The organism is Rhizobium fabae (assembly GCF_003985135.1).
Classification (GTDB): Bacteria; Pseudomonadota; Alphaproteobacteria; order Rhizobiales; family Rhizobiaceae; genus Rhizobium; species Rhizobium pisi.
The window spans coordinates 122,715-140,320 of record NZ_ML133649.1; the positions used below are offsets into that span (position 1 = coordinate 122,715).

Sequence of the window (17,606 nt, forward strand, 5' to 3'; positions counted from 1 at the left end):
AGGCTCATCATCTTTCCCGATTGCTAAATATCAAACGCCGCCCCAGGCGGCTATTGGCCGTAGGTTTCCCTATCGCTGAAGTTGACCTGAGCTGCACCCTAACTTACAACCCACGACCGGTAGTGATATTTGGGCCAAACTCCAGCCAGGGAATAGATCTTGCGCCACATCAAAGAATATGACGGCTTGCGAGGACTGATGGCCCTCTGGGTGCTTATCGGACATTGGGCCGCGACAATCTATATGCAGTTTCCGTGGCCCGCGAACTTGGGAAATGCCTACGCCGTCGATGTTTTTGTAATCTTGAGCGGATTTGCTATTGCAACGCTCGTCGAGCGGAAGCGAGAGACTTACGGCATTTACATCATTCGTCGAGTATTGCGGATATTTCCTGTGTACTGGTTCTATCTCGCGATCTCCATTGCCTTGGCGTGGGTTAGCGTCGACGTATGGACCAATGCAGCAGGCGGCGAGGCAACGCCCAATCGACTGCAGATCTCACTTGCCGCGCTCGATAATTTTTGGCCGAACGTCGTCAGCCACATCGTCGCCTTGCATGGTGTCGTCCCAAGAAACATGGTCCCGAATGGAGAGTATGCTTTTCTCGGGCAGGCATGGAGCATTTCGCTCGAATGGCAGTTTTATCTGATTGCACCATTGGTGATCGCCTTGGGCGTGCGCGCCGCAGGCAATTTCAAAGCTTGCCTAATCCTCGTTATCGGGCTGTTTGTGCTTTCGTATGTCAGCCCTCGGTTCCCCTATAGCTTCATCGGCCGATATTCCGCGTTCTTTGCGATCGGCATTGCGACATACTTCCTGCTAAATGTTGGCATCCCTCTCTTGGCTCACCGCAGGATTGCCATAGCGCCAATTGCGCTGCTCATAGTTACGGCATTGATATTGTTTGAATTGCCGTCAGTGCTGCCCGTCTCGATCTGGATTGTCGCCACCGCTGCTGTTCTGGCCCCAAGCCAATTTGGTCTTTCAGCAGTTGGCGGACTCCTCAGATGGAAGCCCATCCAGGCGCTGGGGCAGATGTCCTATTCCGTTTATCTCTCGCACATGGCTGTGCTCGTCTTGGGGATGCTGGCTCTTGAAAAAGCCGGGATCACATCGCCCTATCTTCATGCCGCCCTGTTGCTGATCATGACATTGGCTGGCACGCTCGCCATATCGATAGCCTCCTATAATTTCATCGAAGTTCCATTTCAGCGGCTGGGTCGAAATCTCGCGACACGGCCCCAAGCAGCTGAATGAAATCCCTGCCAGTTTAGCTGTGGCGGAACCGTCGCCATGGCATTCATCGTCGAACTTGCCCTCGTTCCCGGTTGAAGGACCTTTAGGCAGAGCGAACGCCTGAGCTCATTCCGCCTCACCAGCCGGAATCCATCCACCATTGCTGCCCGCGAAAATCGCGCTAGAATATTAACTATCGCGGAGTCTCCCGGAGGAATTGGGAGATGTTACATCTGGTCAATCGAAAACCCTGGAGGAGCATCGATGGCAACTGAACGATGGAACAGCCCGGTCACGGTCGGTTTCGAAGGCGCCGACGCGCGAACGGTCAATGGTCCGTTCGATGCGCTGAAATGCCTGGCGGATCTGTGGCCGAGTTCGCGCGGGCTTCATTACATCAAGGCTCGCAGCACCTGCCGGGCAGCGCTCGACGGGCGCAAGAGCGTGGAAGAAGCAAGAGCCGAGTTCCTGGCAGCGGCCGAAGAGGCAAAGCTGAAGCTGCATTAGCAGTTCGGTAAGGTTTTTGGGCCGTTTGCCGGCTTTTTGCCGAAGGAAGCGTGTCGGAACGGTACAATGCTTGATTTTCACTTAACCCTGCATCGAGCTTGTGCCGGGTTTTGACGCAAGAGGCGTTGCGCCCAGGACAGGTGCATCAATAGAAGATGCTCAGCCATCATGATGATGGTCAGAGGCTCGTCACCTCTGCGGGAACGCAGGCGAGCCTCGTCCGAGCAAGCCCGGATGTTTTCAGCAGGCTGCGCCCCCTTCACTCTCCACCTCGACATAACCGACGCCGATGATCGTGCCGTCCGCCGTGCGGATGAAAGAGGGGAGATACCGGGGTTCCGCCAGCGTGCAAGCGGCAGTTCCCGTATATTCGTTGAGGGCGATCTGGTCCTTCGGCAGAGCGGAATAGTTCGTGCCGGTTTCGAGCGAGGCATGGGCGGAGCCGGCAAAGACGCCCCAACCCGAAATCAGGGTCGCTGCCCAGAGGCGAGAAAGCAACTGCATGATGGTCTCCAGCTTTTAGATCCGGCATTTCAACACCCGGGATGGCCTTTGGTTCCGCTGCTCAACACCGGGATAGGAGCGCGTGGCCGACGCGGCGCCCCATTCGCCGCACCTCAGCGGTGCAGCATCCGGCTGCGCACGTAGCCTCGACCGACAATGCTCTCGGCGATCTCGACCGCTCGCTCGACGTCACCCCGCCGGCGCACGAAACCTTCCAGGATCACGTATGAGCCCAGCATGCTGACGATGACCTCCCCGGCTTCGATATTATCGGCAGCATGAAGGGCGCTCTCCACCGAAGCGCGCGTCGCCGCATCGCGGTGTCCCTGTCGGCCGATTTCCTCATGGCCCGTGAATGTCAGAAAGCCGGGCATCGTGACCGTCCCTTGATGTTGACTGATCTTGATAAACGCCGGAGCGAGGCGTTTCGTTGCTGCAGGCGGCCAGCCCTTGGCGAAAGACGCGGCGATTTCCATATCTGCCGGCAACGGAAGAAGGATGACGACGATGAAAGCGTTTCTGCCCGCATTGTTTGCCGGGGCATTGCTGGCCGGCTGCTCCTCAGCCGATGGGCCGGCGCTGGAACCCATTCCGGGCAGCATCACCTATGGCGGCCAGCCGCGAACGAAGCTCACCAAGTCGCCGGTCGGCAGCGCTGTTTACAACCAGTTCTACAATCAGACGGGCCAACGGGTGGAGGAGACCTATATTCTTCAGCCGGACCGCAGCCTGAAACTGGTACGGCGTGTGGTCGGCCCGGATTTCCCCGACTGAGGTTCTCGCGCCGCTTGACAGAGGCGGCAATCGCGAACATTCAAGGAACATCTAATCTCTCCGCGGTGATTCTGCGGGAGCCCGACCGGACGGCTGGATGTACCTCGAAAAGCTCAATCCACAGCAGCGCATGGCCGTCGAGCACGGCACGCTCACCGACGGCAATCATATTGCCGGGCCGCTGCTGGTCATTGCCGGCGCCGGCTCCGGCAAGACGAATACCTTGGCGCATCGGGTCGCCCATCTCATCGTCAAGGGCGCCGACCCCCGCCGCATACTGCTGATGACCTTCTCGCGCCGGGCGGCGGCCGAGATGGCGCGGCGCGTCGAGCGCATCTGCCGCGATGTGCTTGGCGCCAATGCCGGCGTCATGGCGGACGCGCTTTCCTGGTCCGGCACCTTCCACGGCATCGGCGCGCGGCTACTGCGAGATTACGCCCAGCAGATCGGTCTCGATCCTGACTTCACCATCCACGACCGCGAAGACAGCGCCGATCTGATGAACCTGATCCGGCATGACCTAGGCTTCTCAAAGACGGAAAGCCGCTTCCCCACAAAGGGCACCTGCCTTGCCATCTATTCCCGAGCGGTGAATTCGGAAACCGCGCTCGACCTCGTGCTGCGCGACGCCTTTCCCTGGTGCGCGACATGGGAGAAACAGCTGCGCGAACTTTTCGCCTGCTATGTGGAGGCGAAGCAGACCCAGAATGTGCTCGATTATGACGATCTGCTGCTCTATTGGGCGCAGATGGTCGGCGAGGCTGTCATTGCCGAGGACATCGGCAGCCGCTTCGACCATGTGCTCGTCGACGAATATCAGGACACCAACCGGCTGCAGGCTTCGATCCTGCTCGCACTAAAACCCGAAGGCCGGGGGCTGACCGTCGTCGGCGACGATGCGCAGTCGATCTATTCCTTCCGCGCCGCGACGGTGCGCAATATCCTCGACTTTCCCGCCGCCTTCAGCCCGGCGGCCAACATCGTGACACTCGACCGCAATTACCGCTCGACGCAGCCGATCCTGGCAGCGGCCAACGCCGTCATCGATCTCGCCTCGGAGCGCTTCACCAAGAACCTCTGGACCGAGCGGCAATCCTCTGAGCGGCCGCGTCTCGTCACGGTTCGAGATGAGGCCGAACAGGCGCGCTACATCGCCGACAAGGTGCTCGACAATCGCGAGGAAGGCCTCAAGCTCAAGCAGCAGGCCGTGCTCTTCCGCGCCTCGCATCACAGCGGGCCGCTGGAGGTCGAATTGACCCGGCGCAACATTCCCTTCGTCAAGTTCGGCGGGCTGAAGTTTCTCGACAGCGCGCATGTGAAGGACATGCTGGCCACCCTTCGCTTCGCGCAGAACCCGCGCGACCGCGTGGCGGGGTTCCGGCTGATGCAGATCCTGCCGGGTGTCGGCCCCTCGACAGCGCAGAAGGCGCTCGACCTGATGGCGGAGGATGTGAGCCCGCTGTCTGCCCTTGCCGCCATGCCGGCGCCGCCGCGCTCGGGCGAAGACTGGACATCCTTCGTTTCGATGCTGCAGGAGATGAAGTCCGGGAAGGCCGGCTGGCCGGCGGAAATCGGGCTGGTGCGAGAATGGTATGCGCCGCATCTGGAACGGCTGCATGAGGACGCCGCGACCCGGCAGGCCGACCTGCTGCAGCTCGAACAGATCGCCAGCGGTTATGCCTCACGCGAGCGCTTCCTCACCGAGCTTACCCTCGATCCGCCGGATGCGACCAGCGACCAGGCGGGCGTGCCGCTTCTCGACGACGACTATCTCATCCTGTCGACCATCCATTCCGCAAAGGGCCAGGAGTGGACGAGGGTTTTCATACTGAATGTCGTCGACGGCTGCATTCCGAACGATCTCGCCGTCGGCACCACGGCCGAAATCGAAGAGGAACGTCGCCTGCTCTACGTGGCGATGACGCGCGCAAGAGACGGTCTCGACCTCGTCGTGCCGCAACGCTTCTTTACTTATGGGCAGAATTCGCAGGGCGACCGCCACGTCTATGCCTCGCGCAGCCGTTTCATCCCTGCGACGCTGCTGCAGTTCTTCGAGGCGTGCAGCTGGCCGCAGGTGAAATCGGACGCCGCCGCCCAAGCGCAGGCCCGGCAGGTGCGCATCGATGTCGGCGCCCGCATGCGCGGCATGTGGCGATAGGCCGGGACGGTTTAGAGCAAAAGCGGCGGTTCGGCCGGTTTCAGGAAATGTTCGACCGATGCCGCCTCCACGGCTTCGACTGATGAGGGCGACCATTTCGGATTGCGGTCCTTGTCGATGACGGCGGCGCGGATGCCCTCGAAAAAATCGGGATTGTGCAACATCTGCAGGCAGGCGCCGAGTTCGCGGCGAAGGCATTCGGCGAGCGAGATGCTGCGGCGGCCGGCCCTGAGCAGCCGCAAGGCGAGCTTCAGACTGGTTGGCGAACGCGTCAGCAATACCCGGCGCGTCTCGGCGGGGAAGTCGCCCTCCTCCACTGCGAGAGCGGCCAGGATCGCCTCGACGCTGTCAAACCGAAATGCGCGATCAATCGTTGCCGCGTTCCGCTGCAGCTGGCCTTCTGCCGGAGGCTCGGAAAGCGCCTGCAACACGGCATCGACATCGCTTGGCGCGCTGCCGAGCGGCAAGATCGACAAAACCTCGATCACCTCTCCAAGCCGCGACGAAGCGATTTGAAGATCGGCAAGGCGGGCGTGGATCGCGTCGGCGGCACCAATATCGAGCCCTGTTAGGCCGAGCCATGTTCCCGCCTCGCCGGGGGCGTGTGGCAACAGCCAGGTGGCGCCGATATCCGGGACATAGCCGATGCCGGTTTCGGGCATGGCAAGGCGCGTGCGCTCGGTGACGATGCGATGGCGACCGTGCGACGACAGGCCGACGCCGCCGCCCATGGTGATGCCATCCATGAGCGCGACATAGGGTTTGGGATAGAAGGCGATCATATGGTTGAGGCGGAATTCCTCGCGCCAGAAGGCGCCCGCAAGGCCGTCGCCGGCGCGGGCGCTCTCATGCAAGGCGCGGATATCGCCTCCGGCGCAGAAGCCGCGCTCACCCTCCCCCGTCACCACGACGCTCGCCACCGCGGCATCACCGGCGAAAGCGTCGAGGGCCTCGGTGATCGCGCGGATCATCGGCAGCGTCAGGCTGTTCAGCGCCCGCGGCCGGTTGAGCCGGATAATGCCGGCAGTGCCTCGCCGCTCGATGATGACTTCGCTTGGCCGTTCGCCGTCCTGCATGCTTCACCTCCACTGTTGCGACCATGAATAGACGACGAGGCGGCGTCGCTCCAGTCGATTTGCGGCCGGCCGCGATCGATTGTCAGGCAGAGAGCGAATTGCGGGCGGAAACGGCGCCGTCGCATCTGGCCGCATATTCGATGGCAAGTTCCAGCGGCAGCGGCCGCGAGAAATAATAGCCTTGGGCCAGACGGACGCCCATTGCTTTCAATCCCTCGGCGATCTGCTCGCTTTCGACGCCTTCGGCAACGGAGGCGATGCCGAGATTCTGGCAGAGATTGGCGACCGAGCGGGTGATGTTCATGCAGCGGGCGTCGCGATCGAAATTCATCACGAAACCCTTGTCGATCTTCAGCTTGTCGAAGGCGAGACGATGGATATGGCTGAGGCTCGAAAAGCCGGTGCCGAAATCGTCCAGCGCGATTGATATGCCGGCGGCGCGCAGCATTGATATCACCCGGTCGGCAGCGTCGAAATCGGAAAGCAGCGCCGTTTCGGTAATCTCGAATTCGATGCGCTTCGGATCGACGCCGGAGCGGGTGATCATGGCGAGCAGGGCCATCGAGGTCTCGTGATCGCAAATATCGCGGGCCGAGAGGTTGAAGGATAGCCTGAGATGTTTCGGCATGATCGCCAGCGCTTCGAGCGCCTGGGCAAAGAGGATGCGCGTCATTCGGCCGATGACGGCCGTGCGTTCGGCGGCGGGGATGAAGGCCTCAGGGCTGATGCGGCCGAAGCGGGCGCTGTCCCAGCGGGCGAGCGCCTCGTAACCGACGACGCGGCCGCTCTTCAATTCGACGATCGGCTGATAATCGAGCTTCAATTCCTGGGCGAAGTCGTTCGCCTGCAGTTCGAGTTCGATCAGGTGGCGCTGCGTCAGGATTTTTTCGTGGTCGGCTGAGAAGAATTCGACGCCGCTGCTGCGCTTGCTCTTGACCTGGTAGAGGGCGAAATCCGCCTTCTCGTAGAGATCCTCGGCCGTGTATTGGCCGATATCGGGATAGACGATGCCGCAGGAACCGAAAACACGAACCGAGCCGTCGGGGATTTCATAGGGCTCGCGGACGGCCGCGCAGAGCGCCTGGCCGAGATCGGCGATCGCGTTGCGCGTCATCGAACAGGGGAAGATGATGCCGAATTCATCGCCGCCGAGGCGGGAGACGATGCCCTCGTTGCCGACCAGCGCGGTGAAGCGGCGGGCCGTCTCCTTGAGCACGAGATCGCCCGCGGCATGGCCGAAGACGTCGTTGACGGGCTTGAACCCGTCGAGATCGATAATGCCGAGGACGGGCGGCGAGGATGGTTTCTCCCGCAGCCGTTTTTCCAGCGAGAGAAAGAAGCTGCGGCGGTTGGCAAGGCTGGTCAATTGGTCCTGCATGGCGTTGCGGCTGTTGACGAGATTGAGCTCCTCAGCCTCCGCCTGCTTCTGCTTCAATTCCTCGGTCAATTGCACAAGGCCGACGAAATTCTGGAAATAGCTGTTGATTACCCTCAAAAAGGGCAGAATCAGGAAAAGGCCGCTGACGGCGGTCGCCACGAAAACGGGATTGCCCGAGAACATGAAGGTCGCGATCATGGCCGAGAAGGTGATGACAGTGGTGATCGCCGCCGCCATCGGCAGATGCATCAGGCAGAAGATGCAGGAAATGCCCGTCACGACGAGGAAATAGGCGATCTGGCCCTGCTGGGAGGCATCGCCGTACTGATAAAGCGCGATCGCCCAGCCGCCGAAGGCGGCGGCCAGGATGCAGGCGCCTGATATGGTGACCTTCATCAGCCGGTAAGCCCGCTCGGCGGTGACGTTTTCCTTGCCCCTGGTCGCCCACCAGCAGAGGCGGAACACGCAGACGATGCTGAGACCGACAGGGATATAGAGCGCGAGCCAGAGAGGAGCGGATTTAACGTGCGTAACCGCCACCGCAAGGGCGTTGATGATCAGGAGGACATAAAGAATAGGGATCTGGGACGACAGGGCCTGGAACTGCGCCACCAGAAACGTCGGGTTGTCTTTTTGCAGCCGCAGCGCGGCCAGAAAGTTCTTCATGTCTCTTTTCCGTCGGCCCCGAGCCACCAGAGAAAGCTTGATGTTTCCTTATTCCAGTCATGTCATGCGGACCCCGCCGGGACGGGGATGGTAAAAAGGCCGTTGCGTCGAAACGCCGTTCAGAAAGAAGCGGCGGCGAGCGCCCGATGGATGCTGTGCAGATCGTCGACGTTCTTGTTCGACAGGAAGAGTTCCCAATCGAGCGAGCTCTGGACGATGGTTTCCAGCGAATCGTAGCGAGGTTTCCAGTCGAGCACCTGCCGGGCGAGCGAAGCGTCTGCGACGACGCTTGCCGAATCCCCGGCGCGGCGCGGCGCCATGTGGATCTTGAATGAATGTCCGTGGAGGCGGGTGACCATGTTCAGCACGTCGAGCACGGAATAGCCGCTGCCATAGCCGCAATTGGCAACGAGCGAGCCCTTGTCCTTGCGCAGGTGCTGCAGCGCTTTCAGGTGTGCATCGACAAGATCCGTGACGTGGATGTAGTCCCGCACGCCGGTGCCGTCATGCGTGGGATAGTCGATGCCATAGACATGCACGCCGTCGCGCGTGCCGAGTGCGGCCTCGCAGGCAACCTTGATGAGATGCGTGGCGCCTGAAGTCGACTGGCCGGTGCGGTGGTGCGGGTCGGCGCCGGCGACGTTGAAATAGCGAAGCGCGACATAGTTGAAGTCATAGGCGGCTGCGGCATCGCGCAGCATGAGTTCGGTCATCAGCTTGGATTGGCCGTAAGGATTTTCCGGGTTGAGGGAAGCTGTCTCCTTCACGGGCAGGTCCGTCTTCTGCTGACCGTAGACGGCTGCCGTCGAGGAGAAGACGAAATTGCGGATGCCAGCCTTGATCGAAGCGCTCAGAAGCGCGCGGGTCTTACCGGAATTGTTGTCGTAATAGGAAAGCGGATCAGCGACCGAGACCGGGACGACGGCGGACCCGGCGAAATGGATGATCGTCTCGATGTCGTTCTCGATGAAGATCTTCTTCAATATATCGGGGTCGGCAATGTCGCCGAGATAGAAACGCGCCGCCGGCGCCACGGCCCATCGAAAACCCGTGGAGAGGCGGTCGAGCACGACCACATCCTCGCCTGAATCGAGCAACAACCAAACCATGTGACTGCCGATATATCCGGCCCCGCCCGTCACCAAAACCGCCATGTCACGCATCCCTGCTTTCGTTTTTATAGGCAGGGGCATCAGGCGCCGGTTTTTCTTTCCAATCTTCTTATCGGATGGCCGTTTGGCAGCCTTTGAACGGGTATGTTTGGAGTCGTGGTTAGAGGCCGATTTCGGGCTTTGCTAGAGTTTTATCGATCTTGCGATTTCGCACAAAATCGGCCGGGCTGGGAGCCGCCACGCGTCTTGCCGCCGAGGTTCTCAGAGCTTGAGGATATAATCGCAGAGACGTTCAGCGGCGATTGCCACCTGGGCCGGGTCGCGCAGGAAACAGGCGCGCAGGAAGAGTTCGCCGCCGGCACCGAAGGCGGTTCCGGGAGCAAGTCCGACACCTGTCTTGTCGACGATATCGATGGCAGCGCTACGGCTATCGGTGACGCCGTCGATCTTCAGGAAAGCATAGAGCGCGCCGTCCGGCTTCAGCGTCTCGACACGATTGGTGGCGATCAGCGCATCGCAGAGAATATCGCGCGAGCGGGCGGCCTTGGCGATATTGGCGCGCACAAAATCATCGCCGTCATCGAGGGCCGCGACGGCGCCCTTCTGCATGAACTGCGCCACGCCCGACGTCGAATACTGAATGAGGTTTTCGAGCACCTGCCCCATTTCCGGGGGTGCTACGATCCAGCCGACGCGCCAGCCGGTCATCGACCAGTTCTTCGAGAAGGAATTGACGAAGATGATCTTGTCATCCGGTTCCATTACGTTGAGGAAGGAGGGCGCGCGGCCGCCGGCAAAATAATAGAGGGCGTAGATTTCATCCGCCATGATCCAGAGGTCGTACTTGCGGGCGAGCGCCAGGATGTCGGCGAGATCCTTCTTCGTCGCCGTCCAACCCGTCGGGTTCGACGGCGTATTGATGAAGATGCCCCTGGTCTTTTGCGTGATCGCGGCTTCGATGCGGTCGAGATCGACCGTCCATCGACCGCCTTCGAACTGCAGCTCGACGCCGACGGAGCGCGCGCCCGCTATTTCGAGGGCCGCGGCGATATTCGGCCAGGCGGGCGTGAGGAAGACGAATTCGTCGCCCGGCGAGGTCAGCGCCTGTACTGCGATCTGGATCGCCTGCATGCCGGAGCCGGCGACATAGAAATGCTCGACCGGCAGCCGGACGGCGAAATGCCTGGCGTAATAATCCGAAAGCGCCCGGCGAAGCTCGGGAATGCCACGCTGCCAGGTGTAGAAGGTCTCGCCGGCCGCAAGCGCGCCCATCGCCGCCCTGCTGATGAAATCGGGCGTCGGCAGATCGCCTTCCCCCACCCAGAGCGGTAATAGGCCGTCACGGCCACGAGCATAATTTACGACTTCGACAATCCCGCTTTCGGGCGCCGCCAAGGCGCGCGGGCTAAGGCTGGTGACGATCGACATGCATATCTCCGGTTTCCGCCTTCATAGAGGATTTGCGCCGGCAAATCCCATGATATCCAGTGATGGCATATCGATTTTCGTGATGAATGAGCCCGGCTCAAGCCGTCGGGCGCTTGGCGAGAAGATCGCGGATCTCGGTCAGCAGCTGAACGTCTGCCGGCGGCGGAGGCAGCTCTTCCGGTGCGGCCTTTTCCTTGCGCTCGACCTGCTCGCGCAGCGTATTCACACCCTTGACCATCAGGAAGATGATCCAGGCGAGAATGAGGAAGTTGATCAGAACGGTGAGGAAGCTGCCATAGGCAAACACCGCTCCCTGCGCACGGGCGGCGGCGAGCGACGTCTCGGTGACCTTCGACGACAGCGGAATGAAATAATTCGAGAAATCGAAGCCGCCGAAGACGGCGCCGACGATCGGCATAATGATGTCGTCGACCAGCGATTTGACGATGCCGCCAAAGGCGCCGCCGATGATGACGCCGACTGCAAGATCCATGACATTGCCGCGGGCGATAAAGGCCTTGAACTCGTTGAGCATCGGATCCGTCTCCCTTCGATGCACTTCAAAGTTATGCAACTGATTTTATTAGCTACATCTTCATTGCAATTAATCAATCGGCAATCGCAATTAATCGACGATACCCCCGCGGTCTTTGACTTAAGGCCTAGACGGCCAGGAATTTTCAAAGCGCCTGAAATAACTTAAGCTGATCCACTTGCGGGAGATCCCGGCGGGTTTCCGCCGGCGGAGGGTCAATGCTTCCAGGCTGGGTTATATTCGCGTCTGCCTTCGGCTATCTGCTCCTGCTTTTCGCCGTGGCAAGCTATGGCGACCGCAAGAACCGCAGGCGGGGCACTCTCGGCCCGGGCAGGCTGGAAGGCGGATGGCCGGTGGTCTATGCGCTGAGCCTTGCGATCTACTGCACCTCCTGGACCTATTTCGGCAGCGTCGGGCTTGCCGCGCAGCGCGGCCTGGAATTTGCCGGCATCTATATCGGTCCCATCCTTGTCTTCACGCTCGGCATGCCGCTGCTTCGCCGCATCATCGAGCTCGCCAAGGCCGAAAAACTCACCTCGGTCGCCGATTTCGTCGCCGCGCGCTACGGCAAGAACCCGACGGTCGCGACGATCGTGGCGCTGATTTCGCTGATCGGCACCATTCCTTATATCGCGCTGCAGCTCAAGGCGATCTCGAGCACCGTCAGCGCCATGGTCAACCCCTCCGATTACGGCATCGGCAGCGGCAATCTCTATTTTCTCGACCTGCCGCTCGTCGCGACGCTGGTGCTCGCCTGCTTCGCCATCATGTTCGGCACGCGGCATACGGATGCAACGGAGCATCAGGACGGCCTCATCCTCGCCGTCTCGATGGAATCTGTGGTCAAGCTCGTCGCCTTCCTGACGGCCGGCATCTGCGTCATCTGGTTTCTCTTCGACGGCCCGACCGATCTCTGGCAGAAGACCGTCGACAACGAGCTGGTCATGTCAGCTCTGAACTACCACACGCCGATCAGCCGCTGGATCACCCTGATCGTCCTGTCGGCCTTCGCAATCATCATGCTGCCACGGCAATTCCACGTCACGGTCGTCGAAAACCGGACGCCGAAACAGCTGAAGCTCGCGGGTTTTCTCTTTCCCACCTACCTCATATCAATCAATCTCTTCGTGCTGCCGGTGGCGATCGGCGGCCTCCTGACCTTCGGCGGCACCGGCAATGCCGATTTCTATATGCTGTCGCTGCCACTTGCCGGCCAGATGCCCGTGGTTTCCCTGATCACCTTCATCGGTGGCTTCTCCGCTGCAACGGCGATGGTCATCGTCGATTCCGTGGCGCTGTCGATCATGGTGTCGAACGACATCATCATGCCGATCTTCCTCAGGCGCAAACTCGCCGGCCGCGCCAGCCAGCGCGACGATTTCGCCAAGACCCTGCTCAACATCCGCCGCAGCGCCATCTTCGCCGTGCTGCTTTTCGGCTATGCTTATTATCGCTCGACGGACAGCACCGCCGGCCTTGCCTCGATCGGCCTTCTTTCCTTCGCCGCGATCGCGCAGATCGCCCCTGCCCTGATCGGCGGGCTGATCTGGCGGCGCGCGAATGCGCGCGGCGCGATCCTCGGGCTGACCACCGGCTTCGTCACCTGGATCTATCTGCTGTTCCTGCCCTCGCTCGGCGGCCCCGATTATTCGCATGTGGCAAGTGCTGTGCTCGGTTTCATCTTTCCCGGCTCGACAATGTTCACTGCGCCCGACGCCGATCCGCTGGTCAATGCGACGGTCATGAGCCTGCTCGTCAACACAGCCTTCTTCGTCGTCGGCTCGCTCACCCGCAATGCCAGACCGCTGGAACGCATCCAGGCCGGCATCTTCGTCAAGCGGCATTCGCGCTCGCAATTCGCTACGCGCGGCTGGAAGACCCGCATCAGCGTCGGCGATCTCAAGGCGGCGATCTCGCGCTATCTCGGGGAAGAGCGCATGCAACGCTCGCTGACGACCTACGAGCAAAGCTACGGCCGCAAGCTGGAGGACGAGCAGCCGGCCGACATGGCGCTCATCCATTTCAGCGAGCAGTTGCTCGGCAGTGCCATCGGCTCCTCCTCGGCCAGGCTCGTGCTCTCCTTGATCCTGCAGAAGATCGAGGATGCCTCTTCCGATACCGCCTGGCTGCTCGACCAGGCGAGCGAAGCGCTGCAATATAACCAGGACATGCTGCAGACCGCCCTTTCGCAGATGGACCAGGGCATTGCGGTCTTCGACAGTTCCAACCGGCTGACGATCTGGAACCGGCGCTTCCGGCAATTGCTGGACCTGCCGGAAAATGCCGGCCAGGTCGGTTTTCCCTTGTCCGACATCGTCACCATCCTCAGCCGGCGCGGCGACATTGCGCCCGGCGACCTCAATCAGACGGTGCGGCATTTCCTGACGCTCGACAAACCCTTCGCGCTGGTGCTCGGCGGCGGAGAGCGGATCATCGAGGTGCGCTCCAACGCCATGCCGGACAAGGGCATCGTCGCGACTTTCACCGACATTACGCAGCGCGTGAGCGCCGACCAGGCGCTGAAACAGGCAAATGAGACGCTGGAGCAGCGTGTGGCCGAACGGACGGCCGAACTGACCCGCGTCAACCATGAGCTTGCCGAAGCGCGCGCTGCCGCCGACGAGGCGAACATCGGCAAGACGCGCTTTTTCGCCGCCGCCGGCCACGATATTCTGCAGCCGCTCAACGCCGCCAGGCTCTATTCCTCCGCATTGGTCGAGCGCATGGCGCAATCCGACAACAGCCCGATCGTGCGCAACATCGATTCCGCACTGGAATCGGTCGAGACTATTCTCGGGGCGGTGCTCGATATTTCCCGCCTCGATACCGGCGCCATGCGGCCGCGGCTTGCCGCCGTCGCGCTCTCCGACCTGTTGGAGCGCATCGAGACCGATTTCGCGCCGATCGCCCGCGAAAAGCAGCTGAAGCTGGTGGTCATGCCGACGTCGCTGCGCGTGCGCTCCGATCCCAACCTTCTGCGACGACTAGTGCAGAACCTCGTTTCCAACGCCATCAAATACACGATCACCGGCAAGGTGCTGGTTGGCGCGCGGCGACGCGGTAATCAGGTGATCATCCAGGTGATGGATTCGGGCATCGGCATTCCGCCATCGAAATTCCGCACCGTGTTCAAGGAATTCGCGCGGCTGGACGAAGGGGCGAAAACTGCTTCCGGCCTCGGGCTTGGCCTGTCGATCGTCGATCGCATCGCCCGCGTGCTGAACCATCCGGTCGAACTGCACTCGACGCATGGCAGGGGCACGGAGTTCCGCATCACCATGCCCCTCGAAGTTTCCCGCCCCGCCGGGACAGCAGCGGCGATCGCGCCCGCCGACCGGCCGGGACAACCGCTGAAAGGGCTGAAGATCCTCTGCATCGACAACGAGCCGAATATCCTCGAAGGCATGCGGCTTCTGATCAGCGGCTGGGGCTGCGAGGTGGAGGCGCTGGATCGCCTCGCCGACGTCATGGCTATCGACGGGCACGGCGGGCTGCCGGATCTCATCATCGCCGATTATCATCTTGGCGACGGCACCGGCATTGCCGCGATCCTGCATCTGCGCCGGCAGATCGGCGCCGATATCCCGGCTTTGCTGGTCACGGCCGACCGCACGCCGGAGGTGCGCAGCGAGGCCGAGCGGCACGGCATCGCCGTCCAGCACAAGCCGGTGCGGCCGGCGGCGCTGCGTGCCTATATCACCCAGATTTCCGGCCTCAAGCGCGCTGCCGCAGAGTAGGAAGCAAGCTCAGTCGGTCGTGCTCATGACGCGCGTAACAAGGTCGCGTACACGCGTGGTGTCGGGCACATCGCCGAACAGGATGCGGTACATGATCGGTGCCACGACCTGGTCCATGACGAGATCGACATCAGGAAAGGCTGCACCGCGCGCCTTTGCCCTCCCGGCAATGACGTCGATCTGCTGGCGCGTATATTCGGCGCATTTGCAGGCATTCACGCCCGCCTGTGCCGCCAGCACGTCGCGGATCATCTCGCGGCCGGGGCCGGAAGACATTTCCTCGGCATATTGCTCGGCCCAGGCTTGAAGATCGGCCTGGCCGTTGCCTGTATCGACAGGCTGCATATCCGGCCGCAACCGCTCGACGGCGACATCGGCGAGAAGCTCCTGCAGGTCGCCCCAGCGGCGATAAATCGTCGATGGCGTCACCCCCGCCTTGCCGGCGATCATCGGGATGGTGACCTCGGCCCGGTTCATCGCGGCCAGTAGCTCGCGAACCGCCTTATGAACCGATGCCTGAACCCGGGCGCTTCTGCCGCCCGGACGGAGATTCTCTTTTACTGCCATGCGACCCAACCTTCGCCCTAGAGCATTTCCGCTTTTCTCCGAATCGCGGAAATGCTCTATCTCTTTGCTTTCACGCAATTCTCGGCAAAAGCGTTTCACGCTTTGCCTGGCAAAACCGTTACACACTTTTGCTGGAATTGCTCCAATGGTTCAAAATCTTTGACAGACCCATTAATGCAAATAATTTGCTTTTATAGAATGCCCGCTCTACATACAGCTAACGCAACGACTTAGCTTTAAGAGGGCTTATACATGTTTGCCGCAGCCAAATCCACAGCGAATTCGCCGCGCCCCTCGACCGGCTTCCATGCGCTGACGCTCGCCACCTTTTTTGGAGCCTCCTCGGTACCAACGCCGCTCTACCGGATCTATCAGGAGAATTTTTCCATCTCGCCGGTGCTGATCACCGTCATCTTTGCAGTCTATGCCTTCGCACTGCTGGCGGCCCTGCTGACCGCCGGTTCGATCTCCGATCATCTCGGCCGCAAGCCGGTGATCTTTTTCGCTCTCATCGTCGAAATCGTCGCCATGGGCCTCTTCGTCGTCGCAAGCGGTCCCGGCTGGCTGATCGCGGCGCGGATCGTGCAGGGTCTTGCCACCGGGATCGCCGGCGCCTCACTCGGAGCGGCTCTCGTCGATATCGACCGGGCGAAGGGGCAGATCGTCAATTCGATCGCACCGCTTACCGGCATGGCGGTGGGCGCGGTCGGCACCAGTGCACTGATTCAATACGCCCCCTTCCCGATGCATCTGGTCTATGCGCTGCTACTCGTCGCCTTCTCGCTGCTGGCAGCCGCCATCTGGCTGACGCGCGAGACCGGCAGCAGGCGGCACGGAGCGCTGGGCTCGCTGGTGCCGCGGGTCGCTATTCCGCCGCAGGCAAAGCGACCGCTCGCGCTGGTAACACCGATCAATATCGCCAACTGGACGCTCGGCGGTTTTTATCTTTCGCTGGTGCCTTCATTGGTCGCCAGCACGACGGGCAGCGGAGCCCCGATGACGGGCGGAGCCGTCGTGGCGGCGCTGACCGCGAGCGGAGCGATCGCCGTCTACCTCAGGCGCAACAAGACGGTAACGGCCAATCTCGGCTTTGGCGTATTGGCCAAGACGCTCGGCATTCTGACGGTCGTTGCCGGCGTTCATCTCGCCAATGTGCCGTTGCTTCTCATCGGCACCGTCTTCACCGGCGCCGGCTTCGGCACCAATTTCCTCGGTTCGATCGGCACGATCATGCCACTCGCCAAGCCAGACGAGCGCGCCGGGCTGCTGTCCGCCTTCTACACCCAGAGCTACCTCGCCTTCAGCCTGCCGGCGATCCTTGCCGGATTCCTGGCAAAATCGGCCGGCTATGCGCTGACGACGGATATTTTCGCAACGGCGATCCTGCTTTTGATGGGCGTCGGGATCATGGCTGTTCGCGACGGCAGGGGGAAGACGGCGGAGAATGCGGCCTGACATCCGAGGGAGTTCATGGCTGGAGATCGACCAGCGCGCGGGTGCTGCCATCCATGGAAAAGGGTACGGAGGCATGCTGATGGGCCACCAGCCATCGACCGCCTCGCTTTACGAGACCGAGGGTCTGGCGGAACCAGAGATCGACCTCGGCGCCATCGGTCTTGGTTCCCGTCATGCGCGTGAGGCCGCTCCAGAAGGCGACGTCCTCGCCAACTGTCAGTTTGGCATCGCGCACTTCGCTGCCGATGGGGCCTTCCCAAGTGTCGAACCAGGCCTGAAGGCTCGCCCCGTCCTTGCCGTTGCTGACGAGCGGCGGCGCCAGTGAAAACTCGACCGAATCCTCGGCCTCGTAGGAAAGCGCGTCCTCGGCGTTCTTTTCCCCCAGCGCCCTGGCCCGCATCATCAGCATGGCGATGATCGCCTCTTCCTCGAGCTTGGCATTCGCTTCGTTATTCACGGCCGTTCTCCTTTGC

15 protein-coding genes are annotated in these 17,606 nt (G+C 61.4%); 6 read left to right on the forward strand and 9 right to left on the reverse strand.

Features of this window, described 5'->3' with window-relative positions; translation table 11 throughout:
• Window positions 1–159: 159 nt before the first annotated feature.
• The gene (locus EFB14_RS11830; protein WP_125842327.1) at window positions 160–1,257 is read left to right on the forward strand and encodes an acyltransferase family protein; all 1,098 of its coding nucleotides are present in this window, start codon (window positions 160–162) and stop codon (window positions 1,255–1,257) included.
• A gap of 243 nt (window positions 1,258–1,500) precedes the next feature.
• Window positions 1,501–1,743 (forward strand): DUF982 domain-containing protein, encoded by a 243-nt coding sequence (locus EFB14_RS11835; protein ID WP_125842325.1) that lies wholly within the window; start codon window positions 1,501–1,503, stop codon window positions 1,741–1,743.
• 240 nt (window positions 1,744–1,983) lie between these two features.
• On the opposite strand, the gene EFB14_RS11840 is transcribed toward EFB14_RS11835, so the two are convergent.
• The gene (locus EFB14_RS11840; protein ID WP_125842323.1) at window positions 1,984–2,247 is read right to left on the reverse strand and encodes a hypothetical protein; all 264 of its coding nucleotides are present in this window, start codon (window positions 2,245–2,247) and stop codon (window positions 1,984–1,986) included.
• 113 nt (window positions 2,248–2,360) lie between these two features.
• A complete protein-coding gene (locus EFB14_RS11845; RefSeq protein ID WP_126825928.1) occupies window positions 2,361–2,621 on the reverse strand; it encodes a BON domain-containing protein in 261 nt (86 codons plus the stop codon).
• A 133-nt stretch (window positions 2,622–2,754) separates the two neighbouring features.
• Here EFB14_RS11845 and EFB14_RS11850 point away from each other — a divergent pair, with 133 nt between their 5' ends.
• Together EFB14_RS11850 and EFB14_RS11855 are read left to right on the forward strand one after the other, a co-directional pair.
• The gene (locus EFB14_RS11850; protein WP_125842321.1) at window positions 2,755–3,021 is read left to right on the forward strand and encodes a hypothetical protein; all 267 of its coding nucleotides are present in this window, start codon (window positions 2,755–2,757) and stop codon (window positions 3,019–3,021) included.
• A 97-nt stretch (window positions 3,022–3,118) separates the two neighbouring features.
• A complete protein-coding gene (locus EFB14_RS11855; RefSeq protein ID WP_125842319.1) occupies window positions 3,119–5,179 on the forward strand; it encodes an ATP-dependent helicase in 2,061 nt (686 codons plus the stop codon).
• An 11-nt stretch (window positions 5,180–5,190) separates the two neighbouring features.
• On the opposite strand, the gene EFB14_RS11860 is transcribed toward EFB14_RS11855, so the two are convergent.
• From EFB14_RS11860 to mscL, 5 genes are all read right to left on the reverse strand, one after another.
• Window positions 5,191–6,255 carry an enoyl-CoA hydratase/isomerase family protein gene (locus EFB14_RS11860; RefSeq protein WP_126825495.1) on the reverse strand — a complete coding sequence of 355 codons (1,065 nt, stop codon included), beginning with the start codon at window positions 6,253–6,255 and terminating at the stop codon, window positions 5,191–5,193.
• An 82-nt stretch (window positions 6,256–6,337) separates the two neighbouring features.
• On the reverse strand, window positions 6,338–8,299 hold the full coding sequence (locus EFB14_RS11865; protein WP_126825498.1) for a putative bifunctional diguanylate cyclase/phosphodiesterase: 1,962 nt from the start codon (window positions 8,297–8,299) through the stop codon (window positions 6,338–6,340).
• 119 nt (window positions 8,300–8,418) lie between these two features.
• Window positions 8,419–9,453 (reverse strand): UDP-glucose 4-epimerase GalE, encoded by a 1,035-nt coding sequence (galE, locus tag EFB14_RS11870; RefSeq protein WP_126825501.1) that lies wholly within the window; start codon window positions 9,451–9,453, stop codon window positions 8,419–8,421.
• Window positions 9,454–9,672: 219 nt separating this feature from the next.
• Window positions 9,673–10,839 carry a pyridoxal phosphate-dependent aminotransferase gene (locus EFB14_RS11875; protein WP_126825504.1) on the reverse strand — a complete coding sequence of 389 codons (1,167 nt, stop codon included), beginning with the start codon at window positions 10,837–10,839 and terminating at the stop codon, window positions 9,673–9,675.
• Window positions 10,840–10,936: 97 nt separating this feature from the next.
• On the reverse strand, window positions 10,937–11,374 hold the full coding sequence (mscL, locus tag EFB14_RS11880) for a large conductance mechanosensitive channel protein MscL (RefSeq protein ID WP_125842309.1): 438 nt from the start codon (window positions 11,372–11,374) through the stop codon (window positions 10,937–10,939).
• Between the two features lie 218 nt (window positions 11,375–11,592).
• Here mscL and EFB14_RS11885 point away from each other — a divergent pair, with 218 nt between their 5' ends.
• Window positions 11,593–15,111 (forward strand): PAS domain-containing hybrid sensor histidine kinase/response regulator, encoded by a 3,519-nt coding sequence (locus tag EFB14_RS11885; RefSeq protein ID WP_126825507.1) that lies wholly within the window; start codon window positions 11,593–11,595, stop codon window positions 15,109–15,111.
• Window positions 15,112–15,120: 9 nt separating this feature from the next.
• Here the strand turns inward: EFB14_RS11885 and EFB14_RS11890 are convergent, their stop codons facing one another.
• Window positions 15,121–15,678, reverse strand: coding sequence for a TetR/AcrR family transcriptional regulator (locus EFB14_RS11890; protein ID WP_125842304.1), 558 nt, complete (start codon window positions 15,676–15,678; stop codon window positions 15,121–15,123).
• A 252-nt stretch (window positions 15,679–15,930) separates the two neighbouring features.
• Between EFB14_RS11890 and EFB14_RS11895 the strand changes: the two genes are divergently transcribed.
• The gene (locus tag EFB14_RS11895; protein WP_126825510.1) at window positions 15,931–17,133 is read left to right on the forward strand and encodes an MFS transporter; all 1,203 of its coding nucleotides are present in this window, start codon (window positions 15,931–15,933) and stop codon (window positions 17,131–17,133) included.
• A 13-nt stretch (window positions 17,134–17,146) separates the two neighbouring features.
• Here the strand turns inward: EFB14_RS11895 and EFB14_RS11900 are convergent, their stop codons facing one another.
• A complete protein-coding gene (locus tag EFB14_RS11900; protein ID WP_126825513.1) occupies window positions 17,147–17,590 on the reverse strand; it encodes a YybH family protein in 444 nt (147 codons plus the stop codon).
• Window positions 17,591–17,606 lie beyond the last annotated feature (16 nt).

Bases quoted from the DNA above. Each gene is read 5' to 3' on its own strand.
- EFB14_RS11840 (WP_125842323.1), bottom strand. From the start codon at position 2,247: ATGCAGTTGCTTTCTCGCCTCTGGGCAGCGACCCTGATTTCGGGTTGG.
- EFB14_RS11855 (WP_125842319.1), top strand. From the start codon at position 3,119: ATGTACCTCGAAAAGCTCAATCCACAGCAGCGCATGGCCGTCGAGCAC.
- mscL (WP_125842309.1), bottom strand. From the start codon at position 11,374: ATGCTCAACGAGTTCAAGGCCTTTATCGCCCGCGGCAATGTCATGGAT.
- EFB14_RS11860 (WP_126825495.1), bottom strand. From the start codon at position 6,255: ATGCAGGACGGCGAACGGCCAAGCGAAGTCATCATCGAGCGGCGAGGC.
- EFB14_RS11895 (WP_126825510.1), top strand. From the start codon at position 15,931: ATGTTTGCCGCAGCCAAATCCACAGCGAATTCGCCGCGCCCCTCGACC.
- EFB14_RS11890 (WP_125842304.1), bottom strand. From the start codon at position 15,678: ATGGCAGTAAAAGAGAATCTCCGTCCGGGCGGCAGAAGCGCCCGGGTT.
- EFB14_RS11865 (WP_126825498.1), bottom strand. From the start codon at position 8,299: ATGAAGAACTTTCTGGCCGCGCTGCGGCTGCAAAAAGACAACCCGACG.
- EFB14_RS11835 (WP_125842325.1), top strand. From the start codon at position 1,501: ATGGCAACTGAACGATGGAACAGCCCGGTCACGGTCGGTTTCGAAGGC.
- EFB14_RS11850 (WP_125842321.1), top strand. From the start codon at position 2,755: ATGAAAGCGTTTCTGCCCGCATTGTTTGCCGGGGCATTGCTGGCCGGC.
- EFB14_RS11875 (WP_126825504.1), bottom strand. From the start codon at position 10,839: ATGTCGATCGTCACCAGCCTTAGCCCGCGCGCCTTGGCGGCGCCCGAA.
- EFB14_RS11885 (WP_126825507.1), top strand. From the start codon at position 11,593: ATGCTTCCAGGCTGGGTTATATTCGCGTCTGCCTTCGGCTATCTGCTC.
- EFB14_RS11845 (WP_126825928.1), bottom strand. From the start codon at position 2,621: ATGCCCGGCTTTCTGACATTCACGGGCCATGAGGAAATCGGCCGACAG.
- galE (WP_126825501.1), bottom strand. From the start codon at position 9,453: ATGGCGGTTTTGGTGACGGGCGGGGCCGGATATATCGGCAGTCACATG.